13 protein-coding genes are annotated in these 19,188 nt (G+C 44.4%); 5 read left to right on the forward strand and 8 right to left on the reverse strand.

What is annotated here, in order from left to right; translation table 11 throughout:
• Nucleotides 1-200 precede the first annotated feature (200 nt).
• Nucleotides 201-2,021: a glutamine--fructose-6-phosphate transaminase (isomerizing) gene (gene glmS / locus HUZ36_RS20195; RefSeq protein ID WP_125250783.1), complete on the reverse strand. Its 1,821-nt coding sequence runs from the start codon at nt 2,019-2,021 to the stop codon at nt 201-203.
• Between the two features lie 12 nt (nt 2,022-2,033).
• Nucleotides 2,034-2,816 carry a DeoR/GlpR family DNA-binding transcription regulator gene (locus HUZ36_RS20200; protein ID WP_176033813.1) on the reverse strand — a complete coding sequence of 261 codons (783 nt, stop codon included), beginning with the start codon at nt 2,814-2,816 and terminating at the stop codon, nt 2,034-2,036.
• Between the two features lie 150 nt (nt 2,817-2,966).
• Between HUZ36_RS20200 and HUZ36_RS20205 the strand changes: the two genes are divergently transcribed.
• Entirely contained in the window at nt 2,967-4,850 is a 1,884-nt protein-coding gene (locus tag HUZ36_RS20205) for a PKD domain-containing protein (protein ID WP_176033814.1), read from the forward strand.
• Between the two features lie 117 nt (nt 4,851-4,967).
• Here HUZ36_RS20205 and HUZ36_RS20210 read toward each other — a convergent pair whose 3' ends face one another.
• The 5 genes from HUZ36_RS20210 to HUZ36_RS20230 form a co-directional block, all read right to left on the reverse strand.
• The gene (locus HUZ36_RS20210) at nt 4,968-5,288 is read right to left on the reverse strand and encodes a DUF6482 family protein (protein ID WP_125250786.1); all 321 of its coding nucleotides are present in this window, start codon (nt 5,286-5,288) and stop codon (nt 4,968-4,970) included.
• Between the two features lie 154 nt (nt 5,289-5,442).
• On the reverse strand, nt 5,443-7,830 hold the full coding sequence (locus tag HUZ36_RS20215; protein WP_176033815.1) for an ABC transporter permease: 2,388 nt from the start codon (nt 7,828-7,830) through the stop codon (nt 5,443-5,445).
• 27 nt (nt 7,831-7,857) lie between these two features.
• Complete coding sequence (locus tag HUZ36_RS20220; protein WP_176033816.1) at nt 7,858-10,254, reverse strand: ABC transporter permease; 2,397 nt, start codon at nt 10,252-10,254, stop codon at nt 7,858-7,860.
• The gene (locus tag HUZ36_RS20225; protein WP_176033817.1) at nt 10,254-10,961 is read right to left on the reverse strand and encodes an ABC transporter ATP-binding protein; all 708 of its coding nucleotides are present in this window, start codon (nt 10,959-10,961) and stop codon (nt 10,254-10,256) included. Before HUZ36_RS20225 ends, HUZ36_RS20220 begins: the two co-directional genes overlap by 1 nt.
• A gap of 10 nt (nt 10,962-10,971) precedes the next feature.
• A complete protein-coding gene (locus tag HUZ36_RS20230; protein ID WP_176033818.1) occupies nt 10,972-12,225 on the reverse strand; it encodes an efflux RND transporter periplasmic adaptor subunit in 1,254 nt (417 codons plus the stop codon).
• A gap of 249 nt (nt 12,226-12,474) precedes the next feature.
• On the opposite strand from HUZ36_RS20230, the gene HUZ36_RS20235 reads away from it, so the two are divergent.
• A complete protein-coding gene (locus HUZ36_RS20235) occupies nt 12,475-13,878 on the forward strand; it encodes a sigma-54-dependent transcriptional regulator (protein WP_176033834.1) in 1,404 nt (467 codons plus the stop codon).
• Nucleotides 13,879-13,888: 10 nt separating this feature from the next.
• The gene (locus tag HUZ36_RS20240; protein ID WP_176033819.1) at nt 13,889-15,214 is read left to right on the forward strand and encodes a sensor histidine kinase; all 1,326 of its coding nucleotides are present in this window, start codon (nt 13,889-13,891) and stop codon (nt 15,212-15,214) included.
• A gap of 202 nt (nt 15,215-15,416) precedes the next feature.
• Here HUZ36_RS20240 and HUZ36_RS20245 read toward each other — a convergent pair whose 3' ends face one another.
• Nucleotides 15,417-16,616 (reverse strand): acyltransferase family protein, encoded by a 1,200-nt coding sequence (locus HUZ36_RS20245; RefSeq protein WP_176033820.1) that lies wholly within the window; start codon nt 16,614-16,616, stop codon nt 15,417-15,419.
• Between the two features lie 168 nt (nt 16,617-16,784).
• Here HUZ36_RS20245 and HUZ36_RS20250 point away from each other — a divergent pair, with 168 nt between their 5' ends.
• Together HUZ36_RS20250 and HUZ36_RS20255 are read left to right on the forward strand one after the other, a co-directional pair.
• The gene (locus HUZ36_RS20250) at nt 16,785-17,648 is read left to right on the forward strand and encodes a LytTR family DNA-binding domain-containing protein (RefSeq protein ID WP_176033821.1); all 864 of its coding nucleotides are present in this window, start codon (nt 16,785-16,787) and stop codon (nt 17,646-17,648) included.
• Nucleotides 17,649-17,878: 230 nt separating this feature from the next.
• Nucleotides 17,879-19,165 carry a LysM peptidoglycan-binding domain-containing protein gene (locus HUZ36_RS20255; protein WP_147389300.1) on the forward strand — a complete coding sequence of 429 codons (1,287 nt, stop codon included), beginning with the start codon at nt 17,879-17,881 and terminating at the stop codon, nt 19,163-19,165.
• Nucleotides 19,166-19,188: the final 23 nt, after the last annotated feature.

The raw sequence follows: 19,188 nt of genomic DNA on the forward strand, positions 1-19,188 counted from the left end.
TCGTCAAATTTATGCTGACTAAGCAATATTCGGTCAGAGCCGATGATACCCCGTTGAGCAAAGTTTTCTAGCTTGTTGTGGGGCATTTTCGATTTAAGAATGGCAGCGTATCGACTGTGATCGCTGCCATTCTAGTATGAGACTCTAATACTTAGAATCTTTATTGTTCACCCACAAAAAAGGCGCTTGCGCGCCTTTTCTTATTCTACCGTTACACTCTTGGCGAGGTTTCTCGGTTGGTCAACATCGGTGCCTTTGATCACGGCTACATAGTATGAAAGTAGCTGTAATGGGATGGTGTAAACCACTGGAGCGATGATGTTTTCTACGTGGTTGACGTTCATTACTCGCATGGTGTCGTCCGAGGCAAAGTTTGAGTCTTTGTCTGCGAAGACGTAAATGATGCCGCCGCGTGCGCGTACTTCTTCAACGTTTGATTTAAGCTTTTCAAGCAGCTCGTTGTTTGGTGCAACGACGATGATAGGCATATCTGCGTCGATAAGTGCGAGCGGGCCGTGTTTTAACTCGCCTGCTGCATAGGCTTCTGCGTGGATGTAGGAGATCTCTTTAAGCTTAAGTGCACCTTCCATTGCGATTGGGTATTGTGAACCACGACCAAGAAACAATGAGTGATGTTTGTCGGCAAACTCTTCTGCAAGTAGCTCAATGCCATCGGCCATCGTTAGGGTTTCTTCAAGCTTGGTTGGCAGGGTTTTGATGGCGTTGACGATTGCACTTTGATCACGGCCTTTTTCCTGCGCGATCGATGCTGTTAGCATCAATAAGCCAACTAATTGAGTCGTAAAGGCTTTGGTTGATGCCACCCCAATTTCAGCGCCTGCTTTGGTCATAAAAGCAAGATCTGACTCACGTACAAGTGATGAGCCTGGTACGTTACAGATAGTCATTGACGCCATATAGCCTTGCTCTTTGGCAAGACGCAGTGCCGCAAGCGTGTCTGCAGTTTCGCCCGATTGTGAAATAGTTACCAATAGGCTGTTTTCATGCACGAATGAGTCGCGGTAGCGAAACTCTGAGGCAATTTCAACGTTACAGCTTACGCCTGCAAATTGCTCTAGCCAGTAGCGCGCCACCATGCCTGAGTGGTAAGACGTACCACATGCGATGATCTGTACGTGTTTTACATCTTTAAAAATTTCATTGGCTTTGTCGCCAAATGCGTCGATACTAACGCGATCGTTGTCTAAACGGCCTTCAAGTGTATTACGTACAGCCATTGGCTGCTCGTAAATTTCTTTTAGCATGTAGTGGCGATATTCACCTTTGCCCGACGCATCTTGCGTGATGTTAGACTCAACCACTTCGCGCTCTACAGGATTGCCGTTGATGTCGAAGATTTCTACCGTTTCGCGAGTAATGCGTGCTACATCGCCTTCTTCTAGGAAGATAAAGCTGCGGGTAACTGGTAATAGTGCAAGCTGATCAGAGGCGATAAAGTTTTCGCCAAGACCGAGGCCGATCACCAGTGGGCTGCCTGAGCGTGCCACAATGATTTCATCTTGATTGGCTTTATCAAATAATACCGTACCGTATGCACCTTCAAGCTGTTTTACCGCGGCTTGCACAGCAGCAAGTAATGTAGTGTGCTGTTGTCTAAGCTGATGGATCAGGTGCACCATTACTTCGGTGTCAGTGTCAGACAAGAACTCATAGCCGTCTTCTTTGAGTGCACTACGTAAGCCTTCGTGATTTTCAATAATGCCGTTGTGTACCAGCGCGATTTCGCTGTTAGAGATATGCGGATGCGCGTTAGCCTCAGTTACGCCACCGTGAGTTGCCCAGCGCGTGTGCGCGATACCGGTAGTACCTTTTACTTCAGCGTTTTCAAGGGCTGACTCTAGGTTTACTACTTTACCTACCGCTTTTACGCTATTTAGCGCACCGCCTTCGCAAAGTGCAACACCCGCAGAGTCATAACCACGATACTCAAGGCGCTTTAGGCCTTCGATAAGAATTTTGTTTACTGGACGCTCAGCAACGGCGCCTACGATTCCACACATAATCTCTCCATTTTATTTGCACGTTGTGTGTAATTCAGCACAGATAAGCTGTATGCCACGTGCTTTGATCGCTTGGCGAAGGTCATCTGCCAAGTTGTTGTCGGTGATCAAAGTAGTGATCTGTGCCCAAGGTATTTCTAAATTCGGAATTTTACGGCCTATCTTGTCAGACTCGACCATCACAATGACTTCACGGGCAGATTTTGCCATTACCCGGCTAAGCCCGATTAACTCGTTAAAGGTCGTAGTGCCACGCGCTACATCAATGCCATCGGCACCAATAAAAAGCTGATCAAAGTCATAGGATTGTAGTACTTGTTCAGCAACTTGCCCCTGAAATGATTCAGAATGTGGATCCCACGTCCCGCCGGTCATCAATAAAGTTGGCTCATTTTCAAGTGATAACAAGCGGTTGGCAATGTTCATCGCATTCGTCATGACAACTAAGCCACGCTTTTGCGCAAGCTCTGGGATCAAGGTTTCAGTGGTTCTGCCACTATCAATAATAATGCGATTGTGATCTTTAATAAGCGCTGCGGCGGCTTTAGCGATGACTGTTTTACGAGCTGAATCTTGCTCGTCTTTACCCGATGCAGTGATCTCTTTAGGGAGGGCAATAGCACCGCCGTAACGGCGCAATAATAAGCCACTTTTTTCTAGTGCCGTTAAATCCTTACGAATCGTAACTTCTGATGTTTCAAACTCAGCCGCGAGTGATTCTACGCTGACTTCACCATACTCATTTACCCATGCAAGGATGGTATGTCTGCGCTGTTGAGTGTTTCGTTTTGTCATCAGTTAAGTTTCGTTTCGAAATTTAAATGAATTATAGTCGAAACTTTCTAAGGTAAACAAGTTAATTTTTGCACTGAACAAATTTTAACTAGATAAAACAAAAAAAACCGTGTATTTTTCTTCTCTTGGATTGTATAAAGGGACATTTAAATGAACAAACGATTAATATTATTAGCTTTATTCCTTGGCGCGACATTAACAGCATGTGGCGGTTCAGGGGGGTCAAGCGCTACCGCTAACAACAATAACAGCAGTGATAGCAATAATAATACTGGTACGGATAACTCAACCGACAACAATAACTCCAACACAGATAACACCCAGCTTGAGGCAAAGATAAGCCCAATTCAGTCAGTTTATACCGGCTCTACGGTTAAGCTAATAGGAACCAGCAGCGTGGTTTCTGCTAACGCCACTGTGGCATGGTCAATCACAGCAAAGCCGCAAAACAGTACGGCACAAATAGCTGACAAAAGCAGTCTATTGAACGAGTTTGTTGCCGATGTAGCAGGTAATTATGAAGTTCAACTGACCATAAAGTCTGACTCACAAGAGTCAACGGCTAAAGCGTCAGTCAAGGTGACCGATAAACCTGTTGAGCCCACTAATCGCGCCCCAACAGCGGTAATTACTCCTTTTAAAGAACGCGCGGTAAAAAGTGAACAAGTCACACTAAGCGCGAAAGACAGCTCAGATCCCGATGGCGACCGCCTTTCTTATAAATGGCAAGTGAGCAGCGCTAACAATGCGTTAGACTTTCACCTTATCAACCCAGAAGGGGAATATGCCGTTTTTGCAGGAAGAGACTATGGCGTATTCACGATTAGCTTAACAGTGCATGACGGCAAAACCTACTCAGAAACCGTCACCAAACAGATAGAAGTGTATGACGACAGGCCAGAGCTTAAAGCTGTTATTTCCGCCCCAACAGAGGTCATATTAGGGTCGGTAAACTTTGTTGAGCTTAAAAGCGAGGGTAGTCAGTATCCGCGCGCGGTAACACCGCTTTGGAGTTTTGACAGCAAACCAAGCGGTAGCCAAGCAAAAATGGCAACACCAAGTGGCTTTATTACCTCTGCTCAACTAGATAAACCGGGGCAATATCAGATCCGTTTTAGTCTTAAAGACGAGTATGGCCGTGTGAGCGAAGCTACCCACACAATAACAGCAAAATATGGCGAAGCACGCACACCGCTGGTATTCGTTGATGCGCCAGAGTCAACCAAAATCAACGAGGCTATTGAGCTCAGCGCAAAACGTAGCACAGACGCAAGTGGTAGACCGCTTACTTACGCTTGGACATTTGAACCAAGAGAGCCGGGGTTAACGTATTCTGTTAGCAATGAGAATACCGACACGGTAACCTTTACACCTCATGGAGAAGGTTATTACCGTTATTCTGTGAAGGTAAGTAACGGCGAGCTAAGTGACACCGCCACAGGTATGGTGAAAGCAACTCCGGAAAATAATGAACCCACGGTATCGATTAGCCCAAGAATTTCGGTCGCACTAGAAGGGCAAACGAAAGTATTTGAGATCTCAGCTGAAGATAAAGACGGTGATCCACTCACTTACCAATGGTCATTTTCAGCCAAGCCAGAAAGCAGCACTGCGGTAATTAACGGCAGTGACAATCGCGCGTCAATTACCTTTAATGAAGTGGGTAATTATGTACTGAACTGCACTGTTTCTGATGGAAAGGTCGATGTTGATATTTCTGCGTTTATCCAAGTTCGTGCAGTTCAAAATGGTGCACCAACCATTGCCGCACTGGACGCTCAAGGGATGCTGAAAGTAGGCACTGAGGTGCAGCTCACCTCAGCAGTCATTGACGCCGACAGTCACACACAACACTTGACTTATTTTTGGACGGTCACCGAGCCGTCAGGGAAAGTGATTGAAGGCGCTGCTGTAAACGATGCAACACTGCGTTTCACTCCAGCGGTATCTGGCGACCACCAAGTAAAACTCAGCGTTGTAGATGAAAAATCTGCCGCAGTTGCAACTAAAGTCGTCACGCTGTCGGTTGAGTAAAGCTGCCAAACGACCATTTTTAGGCTTACGTGTTCAACCATGAGCACTTAAGCCTTTTCATTACCCTAAACGCTCAGGTAAACAGCAAGATAACTTGTGATATTTAAGCAAGGTCGATTACATCGGAGCCGCACTTGGAGTCAAGTGGCGCAGCTCCATATTGCTAATATGCGTTCCAGCAGAGTCTTCAGGGCCAATTTCATCATACGCTGATTCCACCCTAAGATATGCCTGTGTTGCACCTAACTCCGCCAGCTTTGTTTCTGCTTCTCGAAGCGAATTAAATGGCGTTAGTTTGCCCTCAGCGTACATTAAAATGTGCAAGTTACCATCGGCATCCTGACCACCAGCTAAGTAGTGATTTGAATCGGCATAGCTTAATACAATGGCATGTAATTCGTTGTTGGCAATTTTTTCTTTCAGTGTCGCAGCTAGCATAGTGCTCTCCTCGTTTAACTGGCTATTAATTAAACGGCTCACTGACAAATTTGGTTCACCTTTGGCGTTTTTCCTTCATGACATGGGATGGCGTAATAGGTTTGGAACAGCGTGAATTGGCGCTTTGATGCGCCAATCCATTTTTGCCTACTTGTTATTCATATCGTAGGATTGAGGCAGGTCGCGTCCTAGTCGTTTTTACGATAAGTATCGCAACCGTCAGCCAAGTCACCAAGGCCACCGAGATTGCAGCAACGCCGTATACCCACAGCGCTTGCTCAATACGATCGTTAAAGTTTGCTAACCAGTCTCCCACCAGCCAGTATGCCAAGGGAAAAGCAATCAAGATGCCAATCACAACCAAGAACAAAAACTCCTTCGCCAACAAGTTCGCAATACTAATTCGTGATGCGCCTAGCACTTTACGTACTGCGACTTCTTTTTGTCGCTTTAGCATAGTAAATGAAGTTAGCCCAACAACACCGAGCATTGCCAACCCCAGAACCAATAAACTAAATGCCTGAATAATATGAATGAAACGGCTATCTTCATTAAAATTTGCACTAAAGTTAGCGCCAATATCTTCAATTTCAGGCTCATATATGCCCAGCCTTGATGCTAACAACTGTGTAAGTTGCTGAGTAACATACTGTTGCTGCGACTTTTCTACTTCGACCACAATGGCAGCAGTGGGTACTAAACTGTAGCCAGGCAAAAACATAGCCATGGTTTTGTTTCGCTTTGCATTTCCTATTTGTAGCTCTTTCACCACCCCGACAACTGTCATGGTCATCGTGCCACGCTGCATAGACTGCCCAATCATCTGATCGGGCGTGTCAAACCCCGCTAGTTTTGTCACAGACTCGGTGACAATAACACTAACAGACGCCTCTCCGTCTTTGCGCACATACCAGTCTGAGGCAAATTGAGGGGTAAAATCTCTGCCTGCAACCAAGGTCAAACCCAGTTGCGATACTGCATTAAATCCTACTCCAATACCCGCGATTGACTCAGGAGATACTTCGCCGTTTGGTAGGGTGGGTTTAAAACTATATTGAATGTCATGGGTTAAGTCCGTATCTAGGGGGCCAACTTGTTTAACTCCTGCAATCTTTTCAATTGCATCTAGCAAAGGTGAATGAGGGCCTGACAACACTTCGTTTTTAGGTAGCGCCCTGATATATAGGCGGTTTTCAGCATCATATCCTGGTGACAAGGTCTGCAAAAAGCTTAATTGTTGTGGCAACGTGATGGCACCAACAATCAGGGCTGTTGCAATGACAAACTGTGACACCAGTAAAACCTTACGCAGCCACACAGCTCCTCCCGATGCAGACGTGTCACCTTGCAACATTACTTTAGGGCTCAAGCGAGAAAGATACAAAGCAGGATAAATCCCAGCCAATAAGCTCACGCTCAGAGAGAGCAGCATTAATAAACCACCTTGCCAGCTAAAAAAAGCAAATTGCAGCGTTCTATCCACAAGGTAGTTGAACCAAGGTAAGCTCAACTCAATAACCGCAGCACCTATAATACAAGTGACAATCGCAATTAGCAGATACTCACAAAGAAACTGCCAAAAGAGTTGGCCGCTAGAAGCGCCCAGAGACTTTCTGATCCCCACTTCTTTAATGCGGCTACCACTTTGCGCAATACTGAGATTGATAAAATTGATAGCTGCTACACATAAAAGCGCGATACTCAGTATGATACTGGCAATAATCGCTTGTGGATTGCCGCCGGATCGCATCTCCGATAGGGCATCATGATATAAATGTAGATCAGCAAGTGGGGCTAAATTAACAGAAAGTATGCCCCTTTCTCCCTCCATCACAAACAATTCAGTGATCTCGTCTGCAAAAGTGGCAATATCCACCATCGTATTAAGACGCAAGTACACATAGTGCATGTGCATATACAAGTTTTCACTCGTTTTTTTGGAGTGGATCAGGCTATCAAAAGCAAAATGGGTGTTTAGGGGAAGATCTTCAAAAACCGCTGCCACCGTATATACACCATATTGATAATGTAAGCGCTGCCCAACAACGTCAACACGGCCAAATAGGCGCATCGCTTCTGAGCGGCTCAGTACCAGCTGTTCTGGCGTACTCAAGGCAAGCTCGATATTACCATCAAGCACTTTGAGATCGATAAAATCTAAGATATTACTTGAAGCAACATAGAGATTATTAAGCTGAAACTGATTTTCGCCAGCGCTCACGTACCCCAATGCAGGATCATGATTTTTTGCTTTAAATAACGCAAATATATCTTCAACCTGTGTGAGATCTTTGGCTTCTAGCAAGCGCGGATAGTTAATTGTTGGCACAGTACCGAGCCCTAACGACGAAAAGTCGGCCTCGGCACGAACCACCCGCTCGGCATTAGGCTGAAATGTATCAAAAGAAAGCTCATGCAAAGTGTAAAGTAAAATGAGGAGTGCAGCAGACACCCCTATAGAAAACCCTAATACATTGAGTATAAAGTGTAACTTTTGCTTTTTTGCAACCCGCAACGCAGTGTGTAAATTGGCAATAATCATTTTTCTTCCTTAGCCCTTAAGCACCTTTTACTCATAACGTAAAATTAATGACGGACGCATACTTGCGGCTTTAAATGCAAGCGTCGCAACCGTTAGCCAGGTGATCCCCGCGACCGCGAATGCCGCAATGCCATACACCCAAAAGTCTTGAGTAATACGGTCATTAAAGTTTGCAAGCCAATCTCCTACTAACCAATATGTAACCGGATAGGCAATAGCGACACTCACCGCAACTAGCATTAAAAACTCTTTTGCTAGAATATTAACGATACTGACTCTTGATGCTCCCAGCACTTTACGAACCGCAACTTCTTTTTGTCGACGTACCGTTGCAAAAGAAGCCAAACCAAATGTGCCCAAACACGTTAAAAACACAGCCAAAGTGGTAAAAATCAGCACCACTTGTGAGACTCGTTCATCTGCTTTTAGTACTGCTTTGTAGTTATCTTCCAACAGATTGATTTTTGGTTCGTAAAGATCAGCAACGTCTGCTAACGCCGCCGTGACTTGGGTGGTAATTTCAGGCAAACGGTGCGGGTTTATCGTTAAAATCAGCTCTGAAACTGATGATAAATAGCTAAATCCACATAAAAACATGATATTACTGCTGGCATCTTTGGTATTACCAACTTTGACATCCTCAACCACACCAACAACCAACATATCCACACTGCGACCCGTATCTTTGATGGTTTTGCCTATGATATCGGCGACATTGTGATAGCCCGCCTGCTTGGCCACTTGTTCACTGATAATTGTGCTGACTTTCGTGACGCCATTTTCTCGATACGCCCAATCACTGCTATATTCAGGGCTAAAGTCGCGTCCTGCCAATAACGTTAACCCCAACCCTTTAACAATATTGAACCCTGAGCCAATCACAGGGGTTAAACTTTGGGACGCTTCTCCATTAGGCCACGTTGGCTGTAGCGTGTTATTAATTGATACGGTCAGACGGGTATCCAGTATCGTTGCTAATTCGACTCCTTCGATGGCAGTAATGCGATTTACCAATGAGCTTGGTTGCTTGGTGAATACGTCCTCAACAGGCAGTTCCGAGATGACTAAACGCTGCTTTGTTTGATAGCCCAAAGGTAAGCTTTGTAAATGCGCAAGCTGTTGCAATAACGTTGCTGATGCAATGATCAAACCGATAGATAGAGAGGCTTGCAGAGTAAGTAAGCTCTTACGTACAAAAATAGCAGTATTACCACGCTGAAGATCGCCACTCAGTACTCGCTTGGCACTAAATGACGACATAAAAAATGCAGGGTATAGACCAGCTAAAATCCCAACACTCATCGCTACCACAAAAATCGCACCACCAAAAGGTGAAATATAATCAATAAACAAAGCACGGTCGACCAAGCCATTAAAACTCGGTAATAATAGCTCTACCAACACACAGGCCAGTATGGTTGAGAAGAGTGCAACAAGTACCGACTCAGATAAAAACTGGATCACTAACTGCGTTTTACTCGCACCCAGCGCCTTGCGTACCCCTACTTCTTTAGCTCGTTTTGCGGATTGGGCTACGGTCATATTGATAAAGTTAAAGCTTGCAATCAAAATCAACAGCACACTTAACCCCACACAAATCATGACCACCTGCTTCGCACCACCGGCTTTCATTTCAAACGGTGACTTAGCCGTTAAGTGCAGTGCAAATAGCGGATGTAGGTTAATCGAGATTTTGCCCGCCATCTCTTCATAGTAGTAGCGCTCTGAGAGGGTCTTTTCCAATGCAGCAACATCGGTATTGGGTGCAAGACGCACATACACATAGCTACTATTCATGCCAAGCTTAGTGGGGTCATGCTTTACGTGAACAAGGTTTTTAAATGCAAAGTGGGTGTTATCAGGGAGATCTGCAAATACAGCTCGTACCGTGTATTGACCACTTTGATGTTGTAAGGTGTTACCAATGATACCAACACTACCAAATATTCTTAGCGCTTCAGATTCGCTCAACGCAATGCTGTTTGGCGTACTCAAAGCATTTTTCAAGTCTCCTGATAATGTGCTTATATCAATAAAGCTTTCAATATTTGGCGTCGCACCGTAAAGCGCATTTAGCTTGTACCCCTGCTCTCCCACTCGAACATCCACCATCGCCTCACGGGTAAGCTCTACCATGGTCAAACCAAACACGTCTTCAACTTGGCTATACTCAAGCGCTAGTTTTGCATTGGAATAATTAAAAATAGGCACAACAGCCAACCCTAATTCAGAAAAATCTTGGCTGATCCGATAGACACGATCCGCATTTGGCTGCTGGCTATCATAAGAAAGCTCATTTTTTGCAAACAAAGCCACTAAAATAGCCGCTGCTAACCCTACGCTCAAACCTAAAACATTCAGCACAAAGTGCTGTTTTTGCTGCTTAAAAGCACGCAGCGCTGTAACAAGATAGTTCGCTATCATTATGCTACCTCACTTTTCGGGGGCTGCCCTTGTGCATTCGCTTTGTCTAGCATGACTTGGCCATCAAGTAAGCGCACAAGCCGGTCGGCATAACCGCCTTCTTTTTCAGAGTGTGTCACCATGATCACCGTGGTGCCTTCGCGATTTAACTCGCGCAACATCGCCATGACTTCTTCACCATTTTTTGAGTCTAAGTTACCTGTCGGTTCATCCGCTAAGATAAGCTTTGGATTGATCACCAGTGCTCTTGCAACGGCCACACGCTGCTGCTGACCACCAGACAGTTGCTGTGGTAAATGGTCGGCACGATGATCAATCGCAACGCGTTTCAAGATTTGTTCTACACGCTGCTTACGTTCCTTTTTCGAGATGTTTTGGTATTGCAGCGGCAGCTCTACATTTTCAAATACCGTCAGCTCATCAATTAAGTTAAAGCTTTGAAAAACAAACCCTATGGATGCTTTGCGCAGTTGTGAAAGCTGCTTTTCGCTATAACCGGCAATATCAGTACCAGCAAATTCAAACTGACCCGAAGTCGGAGAATCCAACATACCAAGGATAGACAGCAATGTTGATTTACCGCAGCCAGATGGGCCCATGATAGCGACAAACTCACCTTCATTAACCACTAAATTGATATTGTTCAGCGCAGTTGTTTCAATGTCTTGAGTACGAAATACACGGTTTAGATTAGTTAGTTTTATCATTGTTATATCCTTAGAAATGTAGTTGTTGCGCTTTGTCGAAGTTGCTATAGCTTGAGGTGATCACTTGCTCACCAGGTGTGAGGCCGTCTAACACTTCGTAATAATCTTGATTCTTTTTGCCTAGGCGAATGTCACGACGCTGTGCAGTTTTGCCATCATGAGACAAGACATACACCCAATTACCGCCTGAGCTGGTAAAAAATGCACCGCGCTTCAGCAGTACCGCATTTTCTTTATTGCCGCCGAGCATAAGTTCAATGTCTATACTTTGCCCGCGTTTAATATCACTTTGGCCACTCGGTAAAGCGACCTCGATTTGAAACTGTGACTGCGACACTCGGCTATCAATTTTGCTGACCTTGGCGTGAACCGAGCCACTGTCTAACATCACATTGACTGCCATCTCAGGTTGTACTTGATTTAAGTAAAACTCATCGAGGCGGACAACCAGCTTGTATTCATTTGGAATATCAATTTGACCTAAACGCGCCCCTTTGCCTTTGGACTCACCAATTTCAACATCTAGCTCGCTCAGGTATCCAGAAACAGGGGCTTTAATCAGCAAATTCTCAAGATTCTTACGCGCAAACTGTAGGTTTTTTTGCAGCATGTCAGCACTGTCTTCTAATTGCTCCACTTGTACCTGACGAATTGAATTCTCTTGTGCTTGGCGCTCTAATGTTAACTCTTTGCGCGCTTTGTAGTAGGTGAGATCATCTTCAATTTCAGAGAGCCTATCGGTTGCCAACACGCCCTTTTCAACAAGCGGCTTTGACTGTTTATAACGACGTTCTAAATGGCTAATTTGTAAGTCAATTTCCAGCAAGTCACGGCGTAAATTAAGGCGACTGGTTTCCATCGTCATTTGGGTGTTTCTTAGGAAGTTAAGCTGTTCAGTTACCTGCGCTTCTCGGCTCATGACATCTAGCTGCAAGCTGGTATTGCTCAGTCTTACTAACGGCTGACCGGCTTCCACATATTCGCCCTGCTCGACTAAACGTTCTTCAACTTGACCACCTGCAATGGTATCGAGATAAACCGTTGTCTTTGGTACAACTTGACCACGCAAACTGAGGGCATCAATAAATGCACCTTTGCTGACGGTAGCGACCGTGACGCTACTGAGCGATAAGTTTTGACTACGACCGGAAGAAGCGGTGTTGGTAAAGGCAAATGCAGCCGCAGCAACGCCTAATAGCACGCCCCCTGCAATCACTTTTTTTAGATGTTTTTGTAATCCTGAACGTTCAATTTTCTTATCCATAATCACACCTCTTGTTCTATGTCGGTTAGCTTATTTCTTGTTATATCTGTAACTGTTATCAAGCTCTGTGCCAAAGTGATAATTAATTTAAATAACAATAACTTAATAGAGAAAAAAGAATATCCCCAGACCAAGAGTGTCCGAAAATAGAACACTTTAAATTGCTTAGCCTGTCCATAAATGAACACTTTTCGTGGACGCCACTTGAGCGAATGCGGTACGCTAAAAGAAAAACAAAGCACTCAGGATATGAAGCAGGAAGGCACCGTATTAATCGTTGATGACAACACCGATATTCTCATTGCAGCAAAACTGTTGCTGAAGAAGCACTATCAACAAGTCCTCACAACAGATAATCCGTTTGATATTGAAGCGCAAATCAACGCGCAACAAATAGACGTGATCTTACTGGATATGAACTTTAGTCAAGACGCAATCAGTGGCAAAGAAGGGTTTTACTGGTTACAGAAAATCGTCGCACAAGACCCAAGCATTGTAGTGCTGCTAATGACTGCCTACGGCGATATACAACTTGCCGTTGATGCTATTAAAGCCGGTGCCGCTGATTTTATCGCTAAACCATGGCAAAACGATCAGCTTCTTGGTGCTGTTGCGGCTGCCTTCGCGCACGCCAAAGATAAACAACAAGTAGGTAAATTAACTCGCCAGACCCAAGGGCTGAACCAAGCGCTCAATCAATCTGGAGGTCATCAATTTTCCTTTTTAGGTCAAAGTCCGGCGATGCAAGCGGTGTTTCGCACTATTGAGCGCGCTGCGCAAACTGACGCTAATATTTTGATAACTGGTGAAAGTGGTACTGGTAAAGAGCTTGCCGCACATGCAATTCATCAGGCGAGTATGCGTCATCACAATGCCTTTATTAGTCTTGATATGGGCTCAGTCTCCGAGAGTTTGTTCGAAAGTGAGCTATTTGGGCATAAAAAAGGCGCATTTACCGATGCCAAAAGTGATAAGGTTGGTCGTTTCGAGTTGGCACATCAAGGCAGTTTATTTTTAGATGAGCTGGGTAATCTCCCCCTTGCCCAACAAGCGACATTGTTGGCAGCGTTACAAAATCGACAAGTGACGCCGGTAGGAGGCAGTAAGCCCATTTCTGTAGATATACGGCTTATCTGTGCCACCAATGATAACCTTCAACAAGCCGTTGACGAAGGTCGATTTAGACAAGATTTATTGTATCGGATCAACACCATAGAGATCCGCCTCCCGCCCCTGCGTGAGCGCGCTGAGGATATTCCGCTGTTGGTGGATTATTACTTAGCCCACTTTTGCCAAAAATATAAAAGACAACTTGAGGTAAACCCGATGGATATACAAAGCCTACAAGCATATCCATGGCCGGGTAACGTAAGAGAGTTGGCACATGCGATAGAGCGTGCGGTGATCTTAAGTGAAAGTGAATACTTGGACATCAGCACAGTTATCAATACCGCAGCGCGCCCGTCGCCCTCAACCGACTCCAAAGGGAGAGACGATACCCAGATAACTGACACCTTCAACCTAGAGGAAATCGAACAGCGCACGGTACGGGCAGCGTTAAAGCACTATCAAGGTAACGTATCAAGTGCAGCAAAAGCACTTGGTTTAACGCGCGGTGCCATGTATCGACGATTAGATAAGTATAACTTGTAGGTTGCACGATATGGTTCGCTTAACCCAGCACCCAACTGTCATTTTCATGCTCACTATTTTTGCGCTATTACTGAGCAGCGGTGCTTCACTTTGTTTGTATATACAAGTAGGATTCTCAGCAACATGGCTCCTCATTACCCTAATTGCTGGTGCCTTTGTGCTGTCTTTGTATTATCAATTTAATAAGCAAAACAAGCATATGCGCTTTGTACTTAAGTCTCTTGCTAACGGTGATAGCTCCCTAGGTTTAAGTCAACATCATCCCATGCGAACACTCTTGGAAGAAATAAAAGATAGGATCCAAAGCGCGCACTTTATTGCCCAGCAGCAAGCACATTTCTTACAAACGCTATTAGTTCATATTGACTTAGCGGTGCTGGTTTTTGACAACAAAGGGAATGTCATTGAGTCCAACCCAGCAGCACCTCGCTTGCTCGGAAAAACCATTAATCATATTGAGGACTTAGCGCATATAGCACCACTGATCCATGAATGTGATAACCGCTTAAAAACAATCGCGAATTGGCAGTATGGTGAGCAACAAGACAACTTGTCTATACAAATAACATCAGCGCAGATCCAAGGCCAGATCCGTAAAATAGTAACGCTACAATCCATTAAAGACGCACTGCAAAATAAAGAGCAACAAGCATACAAGCGCCTGACTAAAGTGCTCACCCACGAAGTAGCCAATTCTATTACTCCATTAGCCTCCATTGCGCAAACCTGTGAAAGCTTATTGCCTGAATCCTTAAGTTTTGACGACAAAGAAGATAAACAGGATCTTGCACTCGCGCTTCGTACTCTTGCAAAACGGACAGAGTACCTCGGTGAATTCATCGCCCGCTTTAGAAAAGTCAGCAGCCTACCAAGCCCCGAATTACAACCTTGCCAACTCGCAACTTTGGTGAAAGGGATTTATCAACTACATCAACCCAGCTGTGACGCCGCAGGCCTTAGCATAAAACTAGATGTTCACCATGATCAGTTAGTGATGCTGGACCCAGCACAAATAGAGCAAGTACTTATCAACTTACTTAAAAATGCGATGGAGGCATTGCATCATCAATCAGCCCAGTCACCTCAACAACCCCCATTTATTGTGCTAAAAACTGGCGTCAATGGCACAGGTCAGCATTACATTGAAATCAGCGACAACGGCCCAGGTATCGCAGAGCATGTCGTAGATATGATTTTCGTACCATTTTTTACCACTAAGCAGCAAGGGTCGGGGATCGGGTTAAGCTTATCGCGACAAATCATGCTCAACCATGGTGGCGAATTAGTATACATACAACGTAAGCAAGGAGCCTGTTTTCGCTGCGTGTTTGGTTAATACGCAGGACTCAGCTTCGCGCTTAAGCGTAATTTGAACAAGATTAAAGAAAGGAAAAGCATAGCAGGCAATACTCAGCCTACCGCGCTTTAAGAACCAGATGGCTAGGCAAGTACTCATAGCGCCTACCGACTGTCATTGATTTGCCAAAACCACGAGGCTAAATGACATTATCAAAGCTGCTACTTATTCAAACTTCAGATTAAATAATCCGTAAGATAAGTGGTAGCAATAACAAACAGCCCAGTCCCCAAATGAACTTATTGCTTGTTAGCGAATTAGCACGATACCCCATCACCACTGCAAAGGAACCCAACTTTGGTACCAGCCAAAACAACAACCCCGAAAATAACAGAGTTCCTATGATCACGACCAAGCTCTCTAACAAACCACCTAGCTGATACCGGCTAAGCCAAAGCGCTAAGACAATGATCACACTTTGATGCCAGAGATAAATAGGAAACACCGCTTTATTGAGTCTCGTAAGCAGTGGATGAGAACGGGTAAGATAACGCGCTGCCAATGCTAATACCAACAAAACAGCACACACGCGCTGTAAAACCAAAATAATGCTACCACACCAAACAATGAAAGGAGTTAGCGAGTCTTGCAACCAGTAAAAGTGATATAAAAGCAGTATAATCATCGCATTAAGTGTAAAAATCCATATCAACATTTTACTGTGGCAAGTCAGCCAAGCCCAAAAATGTTGCCGTTTGGCAAGCAGGTAACCGGCAAGCAAAAACACAAACCCTTGAAATTCTCTTTGGCTATCTCCCGCCAGTGCTAACTGAGCCCAAAGTAAACTTGCACCGCCCAGTATGCTCAACGCGTAAGTTGACCAACGTAACGCTCTCAAATGCAGAAACATTACGTGAAGCTTTGAGGTCAAAACAATATGCAGCACAGCAAGAAGCACAGTAAAGCACCATAGCGCTCGCAAATACCAAAGATGGTTAACGTCTACATGAGGCCAAATACCGCGTTGATATTGACTAAACAAAGGGCTGTCTAGCTCAATAAAGTGTTTGTAGAAGTCGACATATCCAAATGTTAATCCAGCATTTTGCTGCATTTCAGCGAAAAGTTGCACAGGAACAACGACCCATATACCGAATAACAGTGGCAGTAATAACAAAGGCGTGCGAAAGAGTACCGTGTTACCAGCCCCTTGTTTATCAAAAATGTATCTAAGCGCAACACCAGAGATAAACCAGATCAGCAACATTCGCCATGGCGAGATCAGTAACATTAAATATTCTAGCCACACCGATGAATAAGCACTCTTGTAGTGAAAACCCCAATTAGGTATGTATAACATGGCGGTGTGATAAAAAATGAGTATCGTAAATGCAATAACACGTAGCCAGTCCAGCTCTACTCGCCTGTTTAAATGCTCCATCTTGCTTTCTTTTTAGAAGTAAATTTATCTCCAGGATGCGCCAAAACGGTATATAAAAAAGCAAACATTTGCTTATATAACAATAACTAGGGATAAGCCGTGGAATAGTGGGATAAAATAAGTGACCGCTTTGCGTCCAGTTGCTAGAGTAAAAGAAAAAATTAAACCATGATGTTTTCACGTACCTTTATTCAGCAATATCATCCGTTGATGGCTATCGTGCTTCTCGCCCTCTTTCTGGCGATTAATAACACCTTAAACGCCATTACTCAGATCATGGATGCCAAACGAGATGCAATGCTCGATTTTGCGCTGTGGGAACCATTTGTGTGGGAATATACCAGTGCAGCTGCCAGTCTAACCTTAATTCCTGCCATATCTTGGTATTTAAACGCGTTTCCTTGGCAGTGGCATAAACCTGTTAACGTCGCTTTTAGCTTTTTTATTGCCTCACTGTTATTTTGTTGTGGCCATGTTGGCATCATGGTGTTATTACGCGAAACGATTTATTTTAGCTTGCAACTAGATTACAACTTCCACCTTTCTTGGTTTGAACTTATCTATGAATATCAAAAAGATGCTTGGAGTTTTGTGTTCTTTATCGCACTCATAAAAGCTTATCAATTTAGTGTCTCTCATATGCTCGGCGAAGCATCACCGATAAAGCAGCAAAGTGATGACGATGAAGCACTCCAAAAACCAATTCATCATTTGTTGGTACGTAAACTTGGTAAAGAGTTTATCGTTAAAGTTGAAGAGGTTGAGTGGTTACAATCGTCTGGAAATTACGTCAATCTACACGTAAATGGTCGCATTTATCCGCTACGCTCAACGCTTTGTGCATTATGTCAGCGCTTAGACCCAGTAGGCTTTATTCGCATCCATCGCTCTTTTGCTATTAATGTCTCTCAAGTAGTGAGTATTACGCCACTCGCCAGCGGTGACAGCGAAATCACATTGCAAAGTGGGAAAGTCTTAACGCTTTCGCGAACCTATAAAGCCCAATTTAAGCAACAGCTACGTCTTGAATAAGTGAACAATACGCAATCATCACGCTACTAAAGTTGATTGCGTCAATATTATTGCTCAATGCTAAATACTGTAACGCTAAAGTTCATTTTGTATCCATTTCATCGCTCTACACTACACAGCCGCAGCAAGTAAGGTGTCTATTTTTGCATTTGCACCGAACTTATATACAATCTTATGTGGTTCAGGCTCTCTACATGGACTGCATAATAAAAGGATAATAAAAAGGCGCTATGAAAAACCTTATCACTCCACTACTCGTTGGGATTTTACTGCTAAATGGCTGTAGTCAAATACAACACCCTCAGCAGCATGAATCAAGGCCAGATAACGCTGCAAAAGCAAGCGTTGAAAAGCCAAAAAATGTTGTGAAAAAGGAAGTAAAGGCCACAGATAACACACCATATGATCCGCTCAAAACGGATGACTTATGGCTTCGAATTAAACACCAGCTCAGCTTTGCTGATTCCAACGACAAACGCGTAACGCAGCGAATTGACTGGTATCTCAAGCACCCAAACTATATGGATACCATCAGCGAACGTGCAGCGCCTTTATTGTATTATTTAGTTGAAGAAGTGGAAAAACGCGGTCTGCCCATAGAGCTTGCCTTGATGCCATTAATCGAGAGCGATTTTAACACCCAAGCCTACTCCCATAAACATGCCTCGGGGTTGTGGCAACTCACCCCCCTGATTGCCAAGCATTATGGTGCCAAGATCAATGCTTGGTATGATGGTCGCCAAGATATTGTCGATTCGACCCGGGTTGCATTGGACTTTTTGCAGTACCTACACAAGCGTTTTGATGGTGATTGGTATCATGCTATTGCCGCTTATAATACCGGTGAAGGCCGAGTGCTCGCAGCCATTGAACGTAATAAAAAAGCAGGTAAACCAACTGACTTTTTTCATTTGAAGCTCCCGCGCCAAACCAGACACTACGTACCCAAATTACTTGCAGCCTCACAGTTGCTAAAGCATGACTTGATGAAGTTTCCTAAGATCCCCAACCGTTCGTTAATCAGCGTTATCAAACTTGAGCAGCAGGCGGTTTTATCAGACCTCAAAGGCTGGAAAGAAGTAGAGATACTAAACCCAGGATATGCGCGTTTTCCTGCATTGCTTGCAGGCCCTGAGCATATAGTCATCCCAACAGCACGGGTGTCGGAGTGGCAAAACATGCTCGCCAGTTTACCAAAAGTGCCAGCTGATACTTGGCAGCAGTACACCATTCGTCGTGGTGACTCCCTCAGTAGCATCGCAAAACGCTACTCAGTCACGGTGGCTGAGTTAAAGGTTTTCAATCAATTAAAAAGCGACCGGATCCGTGCTGGCAAAACGCTGATTTTACCTATCTTAGCTGACAAACAGCTGGACTATCGTGTTAAACGCGGTGATAGTTTATGGCGCATTGCAAAACAATTTAATGTGAGCGTTGCCAAGCTCAAGCATTGGAACCAGCTGTCATCCGACACGCTGAATATTGGCGATACTTTACAAGTATTCCTATCACCATAATCCCAGATACGCATAGGATGAAC

Source organism: Pseudoalteromonas sp. McH1-7 (assembly GCF_013366255.1).
Taxonomy (GTDB): domain Bacteria; phylum Pseudomonadota; class Gammaproteobacteria; order Enterobacterales; family Alteromonadaceae; genus Pseudoalteromonas; species Pseudoalteromonas peptidolytica.